Raw genomic sequence first — 17,155 nt, 5'->3', positions numbered from 1 at the left:
GATGATGGGCCAGATGAGCCTCTTGCCAATTAGCGCCATTCTCTGGCAAGTGCCCGGACCAGCCCAAGCGTTCGAATAGCCGGCTCATATCCCTATCAGGCGCGGAACTCAAATGCAGCATCGCTCGACGCTTCGGATGCCAGAGGCCAAGCCCAACCGCCGCCAGCAGCAGGTTTGGGCACTCGAGTCGTTCCCGGAAGAAGCGATTGTGCACGCCCTTGCCATGCTTGGCATCGCCGATGATCGGATAGCCGCGTCGGGAAAGGTGGCGCCGAATCTGATGGCGCCGCCCGGTCAGCGGGTGAATTTCCATCAGCGAATAGCGGGCCTGGGGGTAGCGGTCGATGGCAATCGGCAGTTCGACGCTGTCTAGCCGACGTATCTCGGTGCGGGCAGCCTGTTCCGGCATCTCGCTCTTGGGGCGTCGGCCATCCTCTTCCCGCAGCGGCCAATCAAGGCATTCCCGTTCGGGGCCAACACCCCGTACCACCGCCAGGTAGCATTTTTGTACCTGTTGAGCGCTGAACTGGGCCGCTAGCGTGCTGGCCATATCAGGGGTCAGCGCAAACAGCAGGATGCCGCAAGTGGGGCGATCCAGGCGATGGACCGGATAAACCCGTTGACCCAGCTGATCCCGCAAAATCTGCAGGGCAAAACGTGTCTCGCCCTTGGCCAGGGCCGTGCGATGCACCAATAGCCCGGAAGGTTTGTGCACCGCGACCAGCTGCTCGTCCTGGTAAAGAATCCTTAAAGGCTCGCCGCTCATCGAGGAATCAACCGAAAAGGCCGTACAGGATGGCGCTCATGGCCACCAGACCTGCCACGGTCACGAAGACGTTGCTGGCGCGACCGCGGTAGGGAGCCAGCGCCGGCACCTTATGAATGGCATACATGGGCATTAGATAAAGAATCGCGGCGATGACCGGGCCACTCAGGGTTTCGATCAGGTTCAAAATATTGGGGTTGATGATGGCCACGCCCCAGGTCGTCAGAAACATGAAAGCAATGGTGAAACGGTTGATCCTGCTGGGATGAACGCTCCTGCCTTGGCTTTGCAACAGGTTGCGCGCCATGCCCTTCAAGCCTTCGCTGGCGCCCATGTAGTGACCGAAAAACGACGAAACGATGGCCACGAACGCCACCAACGGACCGAAATAGCTGACGAAGCCGCTATCGTACACGTTGGCCAAATAGGACAGGATCGGCAGGTTTTGCGCCTTGGCCTCGAGCAATTGTTCCGGGGTGAGCGCCAGTACGCAGGAAAATACGAACAGCATCACAAAGCTCACCAGCATGAGTGTGGTATTGCGCAGGATCACATCTGCCTTGGCGGAAGCCCCATCACCATGGCTGCGTTTCTGGGCGACCGCAAACTGGGAGATCGCCGGCGAATGGTTGAAGGAGAATACCAGCACCGGAATGGTCAGCCACACGGTGACAAGAAAATCACCGCCCTCGGGCATCGTGCCAAGACCCGACAGATTCCAGCTCGGGATCAGGTAGAGGGACATGAAGATCAAAATGGCCACCAGCGGGTAGACCAGCCATTGAGTGACCCTGAGCATGACGCGCTCACCGGCCAACATGACCGCCATCATGGCTGCAATCAGCACCCCGGATAACAACCAGCGCGGCGGGGGCGTCATGCCTAGCTGATTGGTAAGAAAGCTTGCCACGGTATTGGTGATGCCCACCCCGTAGATCAGCACGATGGGGTAGATCGCCAGAAAATAGAGCAAGGTGATTGCGCGGCCGGCGTTCTCACCAAAGTGCTCTTTCACGACTTGGGTGATGTCGCTGTTCTTGATCGAGGATGAACAGACGAAGCGGGACAGACCGCGGTGGGAAAGATAGGTCATCGGGCCGATCAGCAGCGTCATCAGCACCAAAGGCCAGAAACCGCCGATACCCGCGTTGATGGGCAGAAACAGAATACCCGCGCCCACGGCGGTGCCGAACAGGCTGAGCATCCAGGTCGTATCCTGGCTTGTCCAGGCGGTGGTCTTGGGAGCGTTGTGATTGCGCGCTGGCTGCGTGATACCGGGTTCTTCCATGAGATGAGTCCATTGCACGGCGAAGATGGTCGGGCAGCATAGCGCATTCCTGGAATGTGAAACATGACCCGGGTCAGTTATGGCCATAGCGGCGTCGTGCATCTCGCAATCCTGCGCCGCATTGGGCATGCTGATGCTTTATGCCGTGGGAAATCTCGAAATGAAAGTGTCCCCTGCCTATCGTATCGCTGCCACCATTCTGCATGGCTTCGATGAGTATCGTTCACGCTTCAAACAGATTACCCGGGATGCTCGCCGGCGCTTCGCAGAAGCGGCCTGGCGGGATGCTCAGCAAGCCTCGGCGGCACGCATCAATCTTTACGACGAAAAGGTCGGAGACACGCTTTCCCGGCTCAAGCGCTCCTTCGAAAACGACGAGCTCACCCACTGCGAGAATTGGCGCGAGGCCAAGCAGCACTACGCGCAGCTGATCGATCAGCGCCTGGATTATGAGCTGGCGGAAACCTACTTCAACTCACTGTTCTGCTCCATTTTTCATCATCGTCATATTCGCAATGACTGGATGTTCGTTTATAGCTCCCGAACCCATGCGGCTCATCGGTCGGATATCGAATTGACGCGCCGCCGCCGAGTCGAAGGGGACTGGCACGCAGCCCTCGCCTGGGCGTTGAAAGAGGCTTCCCTGGACACCTGCTACGACGATCTTGCGCGAGATGCTGAAATGGGCAGCGAGTTTTTGAACGCGCATCTGCCTGAGGCCTTGCGGGATGCCTCGGACGCACAGATCGAGCTGCTCAACAGCGTGTTCTATCGCAACAAGGGGGCCTATCTAGTGGGGCGCCTGAGCGGTGGCGATGTCCAGGTGCCGCTGGTGCTTCCCATCGTCCACGATGAAACCCAGGGTGACGTGAGAGGCGTACGGCTGGATACGGTGATCATCGAGCCGGTGGAGATATCGATCATCTTCTCTTTTACCCGGGTCTATTTTCAGGTCGATGTGCCGGTGCCCAGAGAGTTCGTTGGCTATCTGCAGGAGCTGATGCCAGACAAGCCCGAGGGTGAGCTTTATGCCGCGATCGGCTTTTTCAAGCACGGCAAGACCGAGTTCTTTCGTGCGCTCAACCAGCATATCGCCAAGCGCCAGGATCGTTTCATCATTGCTCCAGGGGTTCGCGGCATGGTCATGGCGGTGTTCGTGCTGCCTTCTTATCGAACCGTGTTCAAGATCATCAAGATCGCTTCGATCCTTCCAAGGCGATGAGCCGCGACAACGTGCGGGAGAAGTATCGCCTGGTCAAACGTCATGACCGGGTGGGGCGCATGGCGGATACCCAGGAATTTTCCAACTTCATCGCCCGCAAGGATCATTTCGATCCAGAATGCCTGAAAGAACTGCTCGAGGTGGCGCCCTCGACCGTGGAGCTTCGAGACGACAAGGTGCTCATCAAGCACTGCTACACCGAACGCATGATGATGCCGCTCAATCTTTATCTGGAGCAGAGCGACGAGCAGGAGACCCGGGCCATCCTCAAGGATTACGGCAACGCCATCAAACAGATGGCGGCGGCGAACATTTTTCCCGGCGACATGCTGCTCAAGAACTTCGGGGTGACCCGTCATGGTCGGGTGGTGTTTTATGACTACGATGAAATCTGCTATCTCACGGAGTGCAACTTTCGGAAAATTCCAGAAGCTCGTTATCCGGAACAGGAGATGATGGACGAGCCGTGGTACTCCGTCGGCCCGAATGATATTTTCCCCGAGGAGTTTGGCCCGTTTCTGTTCGCGGATATCAAGCTGCGGCGTCTGTTTCTGGAGCTGCACCCGGAGCTTTTCGAGGCGAATTACTGGCAAGGGCTGCAAAATGCGATCACGGAAGGGCAGGTGATCGATGTCTACCCCTATCGCAACAAGCAGCGCTTCGCCGGTGGCGATCAGGCGGTGCTGACTTACTGATTCAATGACTTATCGATTCAATGACTTATCGATTCACTGACTTACCGGCTCAAGGACTGAATGCGAGACAAGATGACGACAAATGCCAGACAGCGCCTGGTGGTGCTCACTGGGGCGGGTATCAGCGCCGAAAGCGGTCTCAAGACCTTTCGCGATGGCGATGGCCTATGGGAAAACCACGCCATCCAGGATGTTGCCACCCCGGAAGGATGGCAACGCGATCCGGCGCTGGTGCTGCGCTTTTACGACGAGCGTCGTGCCCAGGTGCGTCGTGCCAAACCCAATCCCGCTCATTGTGCTCTGGCCGAGCTCGAGGCGGACTTTGATGTCAGCATCATCACCCAGAACATCGACGATCTGCACGAGCGGGCCGGTTCCAAACGGGTCGTGCATCTGCATGGGGAAGTGCTCAGGGCGCGTTCGAGCGCTGATCCACGGCTGGTCTATCCGCTGCCACGGGGCGGCATCAAGCTGGGTGATCTCTGTGACAAAGGCAGCCAGCTTCGACCCGATGTGGTGTGGTTCGGCGAGGCGGTGCCCGCTTATGGTGACGCCTGCGATATCGTCACCCAGGCGGATCTGCTGCTGGTAGTGGGCACGTCGCTTGCGGTCATGCCCGCCGCCATGCTGCTGCACGAGGCCCCCAACGACTGCCCCTGTATCCTGGTGGACCCCAATGCATCAACGCTGTCCCCTAACTGGGTGCGAGCCATCGATGCGCCGGCCAGTCAGGGTGTGCCCCCTCTGGTCGAGCACTGGCGTCGTCAGCGACGCCTCGAGATCCCTTGAAGAGTTCATAATGTCCATTTTCGAGCAGATCAATCGCCTGTTTCCTCTCTGGGCGATTCTTTTCGCCCTCGCTGCTGCCTGGCAGCCAGACTGGTTTACCGGACTTGCCGGTCAGATCAAGCTGCTATTGGCGGTTATCATGTTTGCCATGGGGCTGACGCTCTCCCGGCAGGATTTCCTCAATGTGATTCGCGCCCCCTTGCCGGTGGCGGTCGGGGTCATACTGCAGTTCTCGGTGATGCCCCTGGCTGCCCTGGCCGTTTCCTGGCTGCTCGGCCTCGATGCAGCGCTCACTACCGGCATGGTGCTGGTCGGTGCAACCGCCGGGGGCACCGCGTCGAACGTCATCACCTGGCTGGCCGGTGGTCATGTGGCGCTTTCCGTCTCCATGACCCTGATGTCGACCCTGGTATCCGTGGTGGCAACACCGCTTCTAACATTGCTGCTGGTCGGTGAAAGCGTTCAGGTGCCGGCGGGGGGCATGTTTTTGAGCATCGCCCAGCTTGTCATCGCGCCCATTGCCCTCGGTGTACTCGTTCACCATTTTCTGGGCCGCCAGCTGCGCCGTATCGAGCCCATGTTGGCAACGGTTGCCATGGCAGCCATCGTTTTGATCATCGCCATCGTGGTGGGGCTCAATGCAGATCGATTGGCGACCCTTGGGCCCTTGGTGGCACTTGCGGTGATACTGCACAACGCCATCGGTCTGGTAGGGGGCTACGGCATTGGCCGGCTGTGCGGCTTCGACAAGCGGGTGGCAAGAACCCTTGCCATCGAGGTGGGTATGCAAAATTCCGGACTCGCGGTGACCCTGGCCAATCAGTTCTTCAGCGCCACGGCGGCCTTGCCCGGTGCGCTTTTCTCCATTTGGCACAACGTTTCCGGCTCACTGCTGGCGGGCTACTGGAAGCGCCGACCGGTGGATACCGACGACACATTAGCAAGGAAGCAGCTAAATACGCCATGACGCTATCGGACCCGGATCAATGCGTATCTTCTCCACCTCGTCGTCCTTTCAAAGCCAGAGGCAGCTTCGTCACTCGCTGCGAGGGGTGTCGTCTGCCGCTGTTGAACTGTCTGTGCCCTTACCGGGTGAAAACCGAAAGCAAAGCGCGCTTCTGGCTGTTGACCCATCCGCTGGAACATAACAAGCCGACCAATACCGGCCGGCTGATCGGCGATATTCTCGACACCACAGAGGTCTTCACTTGGTATCGCACCGCGCCAGACATTGCATTGCTCGACCATCTCGATGATCCGCGTTTTGCCCCTTTTCTCGTCTTTCCCGACGACCAGCCGGACTATGCTGAACGGGTCGTCGATATCGACTCGGTAAAGCAGGCAAAACGAGAAGGGCGCATTCCGGTGTTCATCATTCTCGACGGTACCTGGCGACAGGCTCGGCGTATCTTTCGCAAGAGCCCTTATCTTGCGCGTCTGCCGGTGCTGCCCCTGCATACCGAACGTCTCACCCGCTATCACTTGCGTAAACCCGCCTCGGCATCGCATCTATGCACCGCGGAGGTTGCCGCGGAGCTGTTGCGTCAAAGCGGCGATACTGTCGCCGCCGAGGTGCTCGACGACTATTTCGAGGTGTTCAACGACAGCTACGCCGAGAGCCGTCGACATAGCAAACTTGAAAGACCTACGGCGGCGATGCAGCGCTTGCTGGAGAGGCAACGATGATTACCGCAGCAGACAAGACAGCAGGAGCTTTCTTATGAGCCAACAAGAAGACAACGGCATTTCTCGCCGCGATTTCGTCGGTATTTCTGGTCGCTTCGGCCTGACTTCGACCTTGCTGGCCGCCTCTGGCCTGGGCGCAACCCTGGGCGCTTCTAGTTTGGCGCGAGCTGCGGAGAAAGAAGAGAAGAGACGACGCCGAACCACTCCGAAACATGTTCTGCGTTTCGCCGCTTCGGGCTGTAACGAACGTCATCAGAACATTCAGAATTCCAGCCAGCTGTTCTTCACCCGGGACTTGGAAGCCCGTAGCAATGGCGCTATTCGCGTGGACTTCGTGGACAGTAACGAGGCGTGCAATGAGCACGATGGCGTGAGCAGGATCCAGCAGGGCAGCGTGGATATCTTCTCGGGCTCGACCCAAAATTCCGCGATCGGAGCTCCTTATTACAACGTGCTTGACTTTGCCTACATGTTTCCGTCTAGGGCGTCGATGTTCCATTTTTTCTACGACCCACGCAGTGAGAAGCTGCTGCGCGAACCTTTGCGCCGCTGCCATGATATTCAGTTTTTGTTCACCCATTGCGATCTGCGTGGTCTGATGCTGGGGCTAAAATGGGCGGGCAAGCCGCTGGTGGCCAGTCTAGAAGATTTGTCCGGCACTAGAAATCGGGTCGCTGGCAGCCAGCTTGGGCGCATCACCATGCGAGAGCTCAATCTCAATCCGGTGCCAGTGGCTTGGGAAAAAACCCTGGACGGATTGCGCCAAGGCCTGTTCGATGGTGCAGAAGCCTGGATGGCAGCGGTGGCCCATGCGGGTATGGCGCCAGTCGTGTCTCAAGCGGTGGATCTGCGCTTTTTTGCCGGCACTGAACATACCGCTATGAGCCTGCCGGTGTTCGACACGCTGGGTAGCGATTTACAGGATCAGGTAATGGAGTCCGCCTATACGGCGCAGATTTTCACTCACGGCATGAACGAAGCGGCTCAAACACAAGTAGTGGGTGCCTTTGAAAATCCTCCCTCCAGTACCGTCTTCGGTAAGCACAATGTTCGAGTGGCCCCGCTTTCCGATGAAATACGCCGGCAAGCTGCCCAAATGTGCGCACCGGAGTTCAACCCAGCGCCTTGGGAGCAGTGGCGTGAACGGCTCAACGGTTGGGCCGGTGGTATCGATGTCTACCAAGAGATTCACGGCATTGCTCGGGAGATCCCTGCGGATATGGCTGCGGTCGACGTTGAACCCAATCGCTGGTGGCATAGTTAGATGGCAAGGGTTCAGATCGAGGCATCAAACAAGCTAACAACTAATTTGCCGATCAAAACACACTTGTCATCCTAAGGCGCTATCAGTAATATGTGCGCCCTGTGGAGGGGGTCGTTAGCTCAGTGGTAGAGCAGTTGGCTTTTAACCAATTGGTCGTAGGTTCGAATCCTACACGACCCACCATCATCACCTCCCCAAGATTTCTTGTAGTAAAGCCTCATTCCGGGTCGTTAGCTCAGTGGTAGAGCAGTTGGCTTTTAACCAATTGGTCGTAGGTTCGAATCCTACACGACCCACCAAATACCGGCGCCCTCGCATTTTCGAATGCGGGGGCGTTTTGCTGTACGCCAGGGAGCCTTTTCACGTTAGACTTGTCAAAATTCGTGAGTTAGGTGCGTCGCGTGATCGAAAAGATCGATCGGGTCTGGCGCTTCTAAAAACGCAGGGGGATTCCCTGCCAACAACGAGTGATAGACACGATGACAATCATGACGCCTCGCGCGAGGGTGCAAGAGCACTTGGCCCTCGCTTACTGTCCTACGCGGATTCCCGCCGAAGACGAAGTCCGCATCGACGAGATCAAGCGCTTATTGAATGAGCGCAACGCGGTACTCGTCGCCCACTACTATACCGATGATGCCATTCAACAGCTGGCGGAAGAAACCGGCGGATGCGTCTCGGATTCCCTTGAGATGGCACGCTTCGGTGCCCGACATGAAGCCTCGACGTTAGTGGTTGCCGGGGTACGCTTCATGGGGGAGACCGCCAAGATTCTCTCTCCCGAGAAACGGGTGCTGATGCCGACCCTGGAAGCCACCTGCTCTCTGGATATCGGTTGCCCGGCGGATGAGTTCGCAGCTTTCTGCGACGCCCACCCGGATCGCACCGTGGTGGTCTATGCCAATACCTCTGCAGCAGTAAAGGCCCGGGCCGACTGGGTAGTGACATCTTCCATTGCCGTGGATGTAATCGAGCACCTGCAGGCCAGAGGTGAAAAAATCCTGTGGGCGCCGGACAAACACCTTGGTGGCTACATTCAAAAGCAGACCGGCGCCGACATGCTGCTCTGGGACGGTGCCTGCATCGTTCACGAGGAGTTCAAGGCAAAGGGCATCACTGATTTGAAGGCGCTGTACCCGGATGCCGCAGTGCTGGTGCATCCGGAATCGCCGGCCAATGTGGTAGAGATCGCGGACGTGGTGGGCTCCACCTCGCAGTTGATCAAGGCGGCCAAGGAGTTGCCTCAGCAGGAGATGATCGTCGCCACGGATCGCGGCATTTTCTTCAAGATGCAGCAGGCGGTGCCGAACAAGATCTTGTTCGAAGCTCCTACCGCCGGCAATGGCGCGACCTGCAAGAGCTGCGCGCATTGCCCTTGGATGGCGATGAACGCCCTCGACAATCTAGCCGGAGCGCTGCGTGACTACAGCGGCGAGATATTCGTCGATGAGGAACTTCGCCTGCGAGCGCTGAAGCCGCTGGAGCGAATGCTCAATTTCAAGCGTTGATCATCAGCCGTCTCGCTGCCTGGCAACGAGACGCTGATGGTTTTAGAGTTGTTGGGCAGCTTCGCGATACTCCATGTACACTCTGCGCCGCTGCTGAATACGGCTCGCCATGCCGAAATCGTTACTGCGCTTGGCCACATCTTCGGCTACCTCGAGCTGTCGAATGGCTCGATCGATGCTGCCGCTCAGCTGTAGCTGCTCGGCTCGAGCCAGATGCCCCCAGATTTCATGGCCGCTGCGTCCGGCGGCCTCGGCGAGAAGGGTGAATACCTGGGGATCTTCCGGTGCTTGCTGGCTGAGCTCGCGCAGTACATCGAAGGCCTGGCCGGGATCCGTCTGCAACAAAATATCGGACTGAATCAACTCTGCGGGAAAGTAGCCCGGTGAGAGTCTCAAGATGCGCTGGGCCCGTTCGAGCGCCACGCTACGTCGGCCTGCCTCGAGTGCGATTTCAGCGGCGCTAGCCGGGATCAAGGAGAGATCCGGCAGTTCGCGAGCCAGGCGATCAAGGCTATCGAGGGCCGCGTCGGTACGATCTTGCTCGGCGGCAATGAGTGCTTGCAAATAGTGGATGGCGCTCTGGGGCGGGTTGTCCTGACGTAGCTGCGACATGGCTTGAGTCGGATCGTCCTGGTTCAGCTTGAGCAATGCCCGGGCACGGATCATGGCATAGGTCGGGTCTTTGGAGGCGGCCGTTGTGCGAAGTTGATCGGCACGGCTCTGGGTGTCACTGATGCGAGATTCCGTGACAGGGTGGGTCAACAGGAATTCCGGCGGGTTGCCCCCCTGCAGGCTGGTCAAGCGCTGCATGGCACGAAACATGGCGGGCATGGCCTGAGGATCGAAGCCCGCATCCGCCATGGCATCGAGCCCTACCCGGTCCGCCTCCTGCTCGAAGCGCCGGGAATAGGCCAGCTGATCCTGAATGAATGCCGCCTGGGAGCCTGCCATGGCCGCAAGGCCTGCATTGCCACCGCCGCCGGCAGCGATCACCATGCCTGCCAGCATGGCGGCCATGGTGGGTAGCTGAGTTTCTTCGATACGCTCCATGCGCCGCGCGAAATGACGCTGGGACAAATGGCCGAGTTCGTGTGCCAGCACCGAGGCGAAGGCATCTTGCTGGACGCGAAGGAGAACAGTCCGGCATTGACACCGACGATGCCACCTGGCACCGCAAAAGCATTGAGTAGCCGGCTGTCCACCAGGGTAACGATCACCTGAGTGGTGCCAATATCACTGTATGGCAAGAGTCTGGATAGAACCGATTCGACATAGCGCTGAGTGATAGGATCCTGCCAAGCCTGAGTCTGGGCACGAAACTGGCGCAGCCAGGCGCGACCGAGGCGATGCTCTTCATCACTTGAGACGCTGCTCCCACCACTGCCCAGAGAGGGTAGCCCATAGTCGTCGGCCCCCAGCGACACCGAGAGTGAGGCGAGGGTAAGAGCGCCTACCAATACCGACGTTGTTATTTTACGCAGCATGACTATCCTCGTGGACGGGTAACGCCAGTAGCGGCATGTACACTCGACATTGATTCGAGAAACAAAGTGCCTTTAAATCGAGGCGATTTTCTATTCTCACGGGAGATGTCATGGCTCTGCAACCTGACGATGTGCTCGATGCGCGTGGCCTGCATTGCCCGCTGCCACTGCTCAAGGCCAAGCAATCCTTGGCAAGCCTTGAAGCCGGCGCCGTGCTTCATGTAATGGCGACGGACCCAGGCTCTTGGCGAGACTTCGAAACCTTCATCGAACAAAGCGGTTTCGAGCTTCTGTCTCGAGAAGAAAGTGGCGACGAATACCATTACTGGATTCGCAAGGGTGCCGCCGTTATATGAAGATGAAAGAGGTCCTGAAAACCTGGGCCGAGCGTTACTTTTCCGACGAAGAAGCGGTCGTTCTTCTGCTGGTGCTGATCCTGGGCTTTGCCATCGTGATCTGGATGGGCAAGATGCTGGCTCCTTTCTTCACCGCGCTGATCATCGCCTTCCTGCTGCAGGGGATCGTCGCCTGGCTGGAACGCCGGGGATTGCCCCGACTGCTGTCGGTATTGACAGTATTTCTGATCTTCATCGGAGCGCTGCTGGCGCTGGCCCTGGTGGTATTGCCCCTGGTCTGGAATCAGATGGTCGAGCTGGTGCAGGAAACCCCGCGCATGTTTGCCCGGGTTCAGCAGCTGTTGGATGGCCTTCAGGCGCGCTATCCCACGGTGATTACCCCGGATCAGATTCAGGTCTGGATTTCAACGGCGGGGCGAGAGGCCACCCAGCTTGGTCAGCGGGCATTGACGCTGTCGCTGTCATCGCTAGGTAACCTGCTGGGATTGATCATCTATCTGGTGCTGGTGCCGATTCTGGTGTTCTTTCTACTCAAGGATCGGGAATCGCTGACACGCTTTTTCCTTTCGCTGTTACCGCAAAAGCGCGCCTTGATGACCAATGTATGGCACGAAATGGATCACCAAATCGCCAACTATGTACGAGGCAAGGTGATCGAGATACTCATCGTCGGCAGCGCGGCCTATGTCACCTTCTGGTTTTTCGGGCTGCCTTATACGGCATTGTTGGGGCTGACGGTAGGGCTCTCGGTGCTGGTGCCCTATATCGGGGCGGCGATCGCGACAATCCCCGTGGCAGCCGTGGCGGGATTTTATTTCGGTATCAGCGACGAGTTCGTCTATGTGGTCGTCGCTTATGGGGTGTTACAGGCACTGGATGGCAACGTGCTGGTGCCGGTGCTGTTCTCCGAGGCGGTCAATCTGCATCCGGTATCGATCATCCTGGCGGTGCTGTTTTTCGGGGGGATCTGGGGGTTTTGGGGAATATTCTTCGCCATTCCGCTGGCGACACTGCTCAAGGCCCTAGTCAGGGCTTGGCCCCGCAGCGTAGGACAGCGGGGGCAGCCTATTCGTCAGGTTGACCTGGAAGATTAAATTTACGAGTTGCGCTAGCGCGACTTCGCGTGAAGTTCCTGGGCCGCTTCGAGTACCTTTTCGACGTGGCCCGGTACCTTGACTCCGCGCCATTCCTGGGCCAGCTCGCCGTGCTTGTCGATCAAGAAGGTGCTGCGCTCGACGCCCAGATGCTCTTTGCCGTACATCTTCTTGAGCTTGATGACATCGAACAGCTGACATAGAGCTTCGTCCTTGTCGGAGATCAGTTCGAAGTTGAAACTTTGTTTGGCCTTGAAATTTTCATGGGCGCGCAGGCCGTCTCGGGAAACGCCGAAGATACGGGTGTTGGCCTCGTCGAAGGCGCTCTTGTGATCGCGAAAATTGCCGCCTTCGGTGGTGCAGCCCGGCGTGCTGTCCTTGGGGTAAAAATAGATCACCACCTGCTGTCCCTTGAGCTGAGAGAGTGTAACCGTGGTGTCGTTGGTAGCCTCGGCGGTAAAGTCGGGAACCGCCTGGCCAATGCTGATGCTCATGCCGCACTCCTTGATTGCGCTCTTGTAAGGAACGAAGAGAGTACATCCAGACAGGCTTCGTTCCCAACTCTATGGGTTTTACCCTTCCTGGCACCTGTACAGACTTTCGTCGCCTGAGTACCATTTGCCCTTCGAATAACATATCGATCACAGAAGCCGTGACCCGCGACTCGTCGCCATAGGGCCAGGAAGCCGATGTACAGGAGGGCGTTCCCGCATGATTACAGGCAGCATCGTCGCGTTGGCGACACCGATGAAGGTTTCCGGCGAGATCGACTGGGAGGCCTTGCGCCGCCTGGTAGGTTTTCATCTCGACAATGGCACCGATGCCATCGTTGCCGCCGGCACTACCGGTGAACCCACCACCATGTCCTTCGCGGAGCATTTCGATGTCATCCGCACGATCGTCGAAGAGGTGAATGGACGTATCCCGGTAATTGCCGGAACCGGGTCCAACAACACCACTGAAGCAATAGAGCTGACACGCTATGCCAAAGAGGTGGGCGCCGACTACTGCCTGACCGTGGCACCCTATTACAACAAGCCGACTCAGGAAGGGTTGTTTCAGCATTTCAAGGCAATTGCCGAGGCCAGCGATCTGCCGGTCATTCTGTACAATGTCCCTGGACGCACCTGCTCCGATATTTACAATGAGACCGTGCTACGGCTGGCAAAGGTCGATAATATCGTCGGTCTCAAGGATGCTACGGGCAATCTGGAGCGCGCCGAGGACCTCATCGAACGTCTCAAGGGTAGCGACTTCGCGCTCTATTCCGGCGATGATCCCACCGCCTGTGATTTCATGCTGATGGGTGGGCATGGCGATATTTCCGTGACTGCCAACGTCGCCCCCCGTTCGATGCATGAGCTGTGCAAGGCTGCCGTGGCCGGCGATAGCGACAAGGCCCATCAGATCAATACGCGTCTGATGCCGCTGCACACCGTCCTGGGCGTCGAGTCCAATCCGATTCCGACGAAGTGGGCGCTCAATCGCATGGGCTATGCCGAGAAAGGCATTCGTCTGCCGCTGACCTGGCTTTCCGAGAAATACCATGCCACCGTCGATGAGGCCTTGCAGCTTGCGGAGGTGCTGGAAGATTGACACTGCGATGCGCCACCCTGACCGACCGGCCGTGGCTGAACCGCCGACCCGCGCACAACATAAGGTAGATGCATGAACCCCGTCTTCAAATGGACGCCGTTGATTCTCGTGACTGCCCTGGTGGTCAGTGGCTGTGGCCGCAGCGGCTATTATTACGATCGCAACGATGAGTATCGCGATGCTTATCTGACCAAGCCGCTAACGCTGCCCGACAATCGCCAGCGCAATCGCTACCAGGACGCCATGCCGGTGCCGCCGGCTAACAGCGACTTCCTGGCTCAGGGCGAGTTCAGCGCGCCCCGTCCTCAACCATTGACCGGGGGCGATCAAGGCGAGCAGAAATTCGTCGAACAGCGCGAAGCGGGCGCGGATCGCTGGCTTCTGGTCAATGCGGCTCCTGCCGCCATCTGGCCTCGCCTCCAGGGCTTCGTTGCTCAGCGAGGCCTTGAAGCCCGGGCGCTGAATGCGTCTCAAGGCCGTATCGAAACTGATCAAGCCACGCTCAGCGTGCGTCAAGGGCTGCGCGGCAACACCAGTGAAGTGCGCTGTGAGACCGCGCCAGGCACGGATGCATCCCAGTGTCTATCGGCGTTGAGCAGCCATCTCTCTTCCTACGCTCAGGAGCAGCAAAGCGTCTCTCTGGCGGCTCAGAATCTGTCCCGAGACGACCGCGTGCGTCTTGAGAATGCAGGTGGCGCATGGCAGCTGCTGATGGCACTTGGTTTCGATCGTGCCTGGTCGGAGCTTTTCTACCAGCTCGAGAATAATTTTGCCAAAAAAGGAAACAAGCTGTTGGATCAGAATCGCAGCGCCGGCGAGTTCCTGGTCGAGTACACGCCCAAGGACGATGGCGGCAGCTTTTTCGGTCTATTCGGTGACGATGCAGAGCCGCGCCAGTACCGCCTGCTAGTGGACGAGCCTACCCAGGGCAAAACCCGGGTACGGGTAGCTGCGACGAACGACAATTCGCTCAGCGGTAGCGATGCTCGTGAATTGCTTGACGAGCTGGCCGCAACGCTACGGTGACAATGACCGACCGACACGCCGTCAACTGGGGAGCGGCGCTACGTTTTGCCTCGCTGGGCAGTGGCAGCAAGGGGAATGCCACCCTGGTCAGCGATGGTGAGACCCATGTTCTCATCGACTGTGGTTTTGGCCTGCGTGACGCGGAGAAACGTCTGGCACGGCTGGGATTGAGCCCCAGGGAATTGGCGGCGGTTCTGGTCACTCACGAACACAGCGATCATATTCGTGGCGTCGGCGCCTTGGCGCGGCGCTACGATCTGCCGATCTACCTCACGACGGGTACCTGGCTCTCCCGACGTCTCGGGGAGGTACCTCGCCACCGATTGATCGTGCCCCAGGTGCGCTTTGCCATTGGGGGGCTTGAAATCGATCCGGTGACCGTACCCCACGATGCCCGGGAGCCGGTGCAGTTTTGCATCAGCGCCCGGCAACGCCGACTCGGCGTGTTGACGGATCTAGGCCATCCGACTGCCCATGTTATCCAGGCGTTCGATAGCTGCGATGCATTGCTTCTCGAGTGCAATCACGACCCGCGCATGCTGGCAGAAGGCCCTTATCCGACTCGGCTCAAGCACCGAGTGGGAGGTAATTGGGGGCATCTTGCCAACGGTCAGGCTCATGCGCTATTGAGGCAGATAGGCATGGATCGCTTGCAGCGCATCGTCTGTTCGCATCTCTCTGAGCAGAACAATCGTCCGGAATTGGCCAAAGAGGCACTCATGCCGCTACTTGATGGCGATGAGTCGCGTCTTGTCATTGCCGCCCAGGACAAAGGTGTCGAATGGCAAGTAGTGGCCTGAGGCTGGTCAGCTACACACACTTGCCTCTTACGTGATCTGTCGGCTTTTCTATATCAATGTCATTTTTCCAACGAATTCGGAGAATCCTGGATGGAAAAACGCGATGAGCTGTATGCGGGCAAGGCCAAGTCGGTCTATGGCACCGATGACCCGAACCGTTTGATTCTTCATTTTCGTGACGACACCAGCGCTTTCGACGGCAAGCGCAAGGAAGCTCTTGAACGCAAAGGCATGGTCAATAACAAGTTCAATGCCTTCATCATGGATAAGCTGCAGGCAGCAGGAATTCCCACGCATTTCGAGAAGTTGCTCTCGGATACCGAGTGCCTGGTCAAGAAGCTCGACATGATCCCGGTGGAATGCGTTGTGCGCAATCTGGCTGCCGGTGGTCTCGTGCGTCGCTTGGGGGTGGAAGAAGGTATCGAGCTCGTTCCGCCGACATTCGAGCTGTTCCTCAAGAACGATGAAAAAGGCGACCCGATGATCAACGAGTCTCTGGCCCAAACCTTCGGCTGGGCGACGTCGGATCAGCTTTCGCGAATGAAGGCGCTGACCTTTCAGGTCAACGATGTGCTCAAGCAGCTGTTTCAGGACGGCGACATGCTACTGGTCGACTACAAGCTCGAGTTCGGCGTGTTCGACGGCGAAATCCTGCTGGGCGACGAGTTTTCCCCGGATGGCTGCCGACTGTGGGACGCGAAGACCCGTGAGAAGATGGACAAGGATCGCTTCCGTCAGGGGCTGGGAGGCGTGATCGAAGCCTACGAGGAAGTAGGGCGGCGCATCGGTGTCAACTTCGGATAGGGAGCCGATTTACTGCTGCGCTAATCGATGTCGATCACGTGCATTTTGATGCTATTGGCCTCGTCCTGGATGCAAAAACGCACGTTTACATCCCGCAAGAAAACACCGTAAACCCGTCCTGGCGTATCCTGATGATAAGCCGGGCGCGGGTCCTGCCTTACTACCTGTACGATCAAGTCCCGCAGCGATTTCTCATCGTCTCGACGCACAAGCACCGCTTCGGCTTTTGCCGAGAAATCAACGCGGTAGTTGGGCGGCGGCGTTGGCGCAAAACCCGCCTGAGCATCCGGATGCGATTCCACCCAGGGCAAGTAGGGTTTGATGTCCAGCACCGGAGTGCCATCGATGAGATCGTGACCGCTCAGGTGTAGCCGTACTCCGTTCTCGAGCTCGATTTTTTCCAGACGCACCAAGGAAAGGCCCAGGCGATTGGGCCGGTGAGTGCTGCGGGTAGCGAATACGCCGATCCTGGTATTGCCGCCTAACCGGGGTGGCCGCACCAGCGGTGTCCAGCGCTGAGGGCTACGATGAAAGATGAAGGTCAGCCATAGATGGCTGACCTTTTCGAGGCCGCGAACCGCCTGGGGGTCGTCGAAGGGGGGAAGCAAGTGAAGTATGGCCCGTCCGGCGGGTGCAAGCCCCGGCTGTCGAGGCACGCCGAACTTGTCGGGATAATCGCTGGCAACGCGTCCGATAGCGGTTAGAGTAAAATCAATCGCTTGAAACGAGTATGAAGTATGCTCTGTCATGGCACTATTATGCCGATAGTATCCTCTT

The 17,155-nt window shown here is 58.1% G+C and carries 16 protein-coding genes, 2 tRNA genes and 2 pseudogenes; 14 read left to right on the top strand and 6 right to left on the bottom strand.

From position 1 onward, the window contains the following. Nucleotides 1–43: 43 nt before the first annotated feature. Nucleotides 44–766, bottom strand: a pseudogene (locus CH74_RS18300) (pseudouridine synthase); the annotation flags it as partial. A gap of 7 nt (nt 767–773) precedes the next feature. Next, nucleotides 774–2,156 (bottom strand): aromatic amino acid transport family protein, encoded by a 1,383-nt coding sequence (locus CH74_RS11635; RefSeq protein ID WP_253273044.1) that lies wholly within the window; start codon nt 2,154–2,156, stop codon nt 774–776. Nucleotides 2,157–2,214: 58 nt separating this feature from the next. Between CH74_RS11635 and aceK the strand changes: the two are divergent. The 8 genes and pseudogenes from aceK (at nt 2,215) to nadA (ending at nt 9,218) form a co-directional block, all read left to right on the top strand. After that, a pseudogene (gene aceK, locus CH74_RS20030) lies at nt 2,215–3,971 on the top strand (bifunctional isocitrate dehydrogenase kinase/phosphatase). Between the two features lie 72 nt (nt 3,972–4,043). After that, a complete protein-coding gene (locus tag CH74_RS11625) occupies nt 4,044–4,760 on the top strand; it encodes an NAD-dependent deacylase (RefSeq protein ID WP_048307711.1) in 717 nt (238 codons plus the stop codon). A gap of 10 nt (nt 4,761–4,770) precedes the next feature. Next, a complete protein-coding gene (locus tag CH74_RS11620) occupies nt 4,771–5,727 on the top strand; it encodes a bile acid:sodium symporter family protein (RefSeq protein WP_048307665.1) in 957 nt (318 codons plus the stop codon). Beyond that, nucleotides 5,724–6,446 (top strand): tRNA-uridine aminocarboxypropyltransferase, encoded by a 723-nt coding sequence (locus CH74_RS11615; RefSeq protein ID WP_048307664.1) that lies wholly within the window; start codon nt 5,724–5,726, stop codon nt 6,444–6,446. The genes CH74_RS11620 and CH74_RS11615 overlap by 4 nt, the downstream gene beginning before the upstream one ends. 34 nt (nt 6,447–6,480) lie before the next feature. Then, the gene (locus tag CH74_RS11610) at nt 6,481–7,710 is read left to right on the top strand and encodes a TRAP transporter substrate-binding protein (protein ID WP_172656334.1); all 1,230 of its coding nucleotides are present in this window, start codon (nt 6,481–6,483) and stop codon (nt 7,708–7,710) included. Nucleotides 7,711–7,818: 108 nt separating this feature from the next. Next, nucleotides 7,819–7,893 (top strand) — tRNA-Lys (locus CH74_RS11605). Between the two features lie 41 nt (nt 7,894–7,934). After that, nucleotides 7,935–8,009, top strand: a tRNA-Lys gene (locus CH74_RS11600). 180 nt (nt 8,010–8,189) lie between these two features. Next, complete coding sequence (gene nadA / locus CH74_RS11595; RefSeq protein ID WP_048307663.1) at nt 8,190–9,218, top strand: quinolinate synthase NadA; 1,029 nt, start codon at nt 8,190–8,192, stop codon at nt 9,216–9,218. Nucleotides 9,219–9,260: 42 nt separating this feature from the next. Here nadA and CH74_RS11590 read toward each other — a convergent pair whose 3' ends face one another. Beyond that, nucleotides 9,261–10,319, bottom strand: a complete 1,059-nt coding sequence (locus tag CH74_RS11590; RefSeq protein ID WP_367379117.1) for a M48 family metalloprotease — start codon at nt 10,317–10,319, stop codon at nt 9,261–9,263. After that, nucleotides 10,208–10,702 (bottom strand): hypothetical protein, encoded by a 495-nt coding sequence (locus CH74_RS20025; protein WP_367379116.1) that lies wholly within the window; start codon nt 10,700–10,702, stop codon nt 10,208–10,210. The genes CH74_RS11590 and CH74_RS20025 overlap by 112 nt, the downstream gene beginning before the upstream one ends. Nucleotides 10,703–10,812: 110 nt before the next feature. Here CH74_RS20025 and CH74_RS11585 point away from each other — a divergent pair, with 110 nt between their 5' ends. Together CH74_RS11585 and CH74_RS11580 are read left to right on the top strand one after the other, a co-directional pair. After that, complete coding sequence (locus CH74_RS11585) at nt 10,813–11,058, top strand: sulfurtransferase TusA family protein (RefSeq protein ID WP_048307661.1); 246 nt, start codon at nt 10,813–10,815, stop codon at nt 11,056–11,058. Then, nucleotides 11,055–12,152 carry an AI-2E family transporter gene (locus CH74_RS11580; protein WP_048307660.1) on the top strand — a complete coding sequence of 366 codons (1,098 nt, stop codon included), beginning with the start codon at nt 11,055–11,057 and terminating at the stop codon, nt 12,150–12,152. Before CH74_RS11585 ends, CH74_RS11580 begins: the two co-directional genes overlap by 4 nt. A 14-nt stretch (nt 12,153–12,166) precedes the next feature. Here CH74_RS11580 and CH74_RS11575 read toward each other — a convergent pair whose 3' ends face one another. Beyond that, nucleotides 12,167–12,646 (bottom strand): peroxiredoxin, encoded by a 480-nt coding sequence (locus CH74_RS11575; RefSeq protein ID WP_048307658.1) that lies wholly within the window; start codon nt 12,644–12,646, stop codon nt 12,167–12,169. Between the two features lie 217 nt (nt 12,647–12,863). Between CH74_RS11575 and dapA the strand changes: the two genes are divergently transcribed. The 4 genes from dapA (at nt 12,864) to purC (ending at nt 16,378) form a co-directional block, all read left to right on the top strand. Then, the gene (gene dapA / locus CH74_RS11570; protein ID WP_048307657.1) at nt 12,864–13,748 is read left to right on the top strand and encodes a 4-hydroxy-tetrahydrodipicolinate synthase; all 885 of its coding nucleotides are present in this window, start codon (nt 12,864–12,866) and stop codon (nt 13,746–13,748) included. Between the two features lie 72 nt (nt 13,749–13,820). After that, the gene (gene bamC, locus CH74_RS11565; RefSeq protein WP_048307656.1) at nt 13,821–14,774 is read left to right on the top strand and encodes an outer membrane protein assembly factor BamC; all 954 of its coding nucleotides are present in this window, start codon (nt 13,821–13,823) and stop codon (nt 14,772–14,774) included. A gap of 2 nt (nt 14,775–14,776) precedes the next feature. Next, nucleotides 14,777–15,574, top strand: coding sequence for an MBL fold metallo-hydrolase (locus CH74_RS11560; protein ID WP_048307654.1), 798 nt, complete (start codon nt 14,777–14,779; stop codon nt 15,572–15,574). A 90-nt stretch (nt 15,575–15,664) separates the two neighbouring features. Further along, nucleotides 15,665–16,378, top strand: a complete 714-nt coding sequence (gene purC, locus CH74_RS11555) for a phosphoribosylaminoimidazolesuccinocarboxamide synthase (RefSeq protein WP_048307652.1) — start codon at nt 15,665–15,667, stop codon at nt 16,376–16,378. 20 nt (nt 16,379–16,398) lie between these two features. Here the strand turns inward: purC and tsaA are convergent, their stop codons facing one another. Further along, nucleotides 16,399–17,127, bottom strand: coding sequence for a tRNA (N6-threonylcarbamoyladenosine(37)-N6)-methyltransferase TrmO (tsaA, locus tag CH74_RS11550; protein ID WP_048307650.1), 729 nt, complete (start codon nt 17,125–17,127; stop codon nt 16,399–16,401). Nucleotides 17,128–17,155 lie beyond the last annotated feature (28 nt).

It is taken from the genome of Halomonas sp. PR-M31 (assembly GCF_001039575.1).
Taxonomy (GTDB): Bacteria; Pseudomonadota; Gammaproteobacteria; order Pseudomonadales; family Halomonadaceae; genus Modicisalibacter.
This window is presented reverse-complemented; position numbering and strand designations above follow the sequence as displayed.

Excerpts from the sequence above, each read along its gene's own strand:
- CH74_RS11635 (WP_253273044.1), bottom strand. The coding sequence starts at position 2,156 with ATGCACGACGCCGCTATGGCCATAACTGACCCGGGTCATGTTTCACAT.
- CH74_RS11625 (WP_048307711.1), top strand. The coding sequence starts at position 4,044 with ATGACGACAAATGCCAGACAGCGCCTGGTGGTGCTCACTGGGGCGGGT.
- CH74_RS11620 (WP_048307665.1), top strand. The coding sequence starts at position 4,771 with ATGTCCATTTTCGAGCAGATCAATCGCCTGTTTCCTCTCTGGGCGATT.
- CH74_RS11615 (WP_048307664.1), top strand. The coding sequence starts at position 5,724 with ATGACGCTATCGGACCCGGATCAATGCGTATCTTCTCCACCTCGTCGT.
- CH74_RS11610 (WP_172656334.1), top strand. The coding sequence starts at position 6,481 with ATGAGCCAACAAGAAGACAACGGCATTTCTCGCCGCGATTTCGTCGGT.
- nadA (WP_048307663.1), top strand. The coding sequence starts at position 8,190 with ATGACAATCATGACGCCTCGCGCGAGGGTGCAAGAGCACTTGGCCCTC.
- CH74_RS20025 (WP_367379116.1), bottom strand. The coding sequence starts at position 10,702 with ATGCTGCGTAAAATAACAACGTCGGTATTGGTAGGCGCTCTTACCCTC.
- CH74_RS11585 (WP_048307661.1), top strand. The coding sequence starts at position 10,813 with ATGGCTCTGCAACCTGACGATGTGCTCGATGCGCGTGGCCTGCATTGC.
- CH74_RS11580 (WP_048307660.1), top strand. The coding sequence starts at position 11,055 with ATGAAGATGAAAGAGGTCCTGAAAACCTGGGCCGAGCGTTACTTTTCC.
- CH74_RS11575 (WP_048307658.1), bottom strand. The coding sequence starts at position 12,646 with ATGAGCATCAGCATTGGCCAGGCGGTTCCCGACTTTACCGCCGAGGCT.
- dapA (WP_048307657.1), top strand. The coding sequence starts at position 12,864 with ATGATTACAGGCAGCATCGTCGCGTTGGCGACACCGATGAAGGTTTCC.
- bamC (WP_048307656.1), top strand. The coding sequence starts at position 13,821 with ATGAACCCCGTCTTCAAATGGACGCCGTTGATTCTCGTGACTGCCCTG.
- CH74_RS11560 (WP_048307654.1), top strand. The coding sequence starts at position 14,777 with ATGACCGACCGACACGCCGTCAACTGGGGAGCGGCGCTACGTTTTGCC.
- purC (WP_048307652.1), top strand. The coding sequence starts at position 15,665 with ATGGAAAAACGCGATGAGCTGTATGCGGGCAAGGCCAAGTCGGTCTAT.
- tsaA (WP_048307650.1), bottom strand. The coding sequence starts at position 17,127 with ATGACAGAGCATACTTCATACTCGTTTCAAGCGATTGATTTTACTCTA.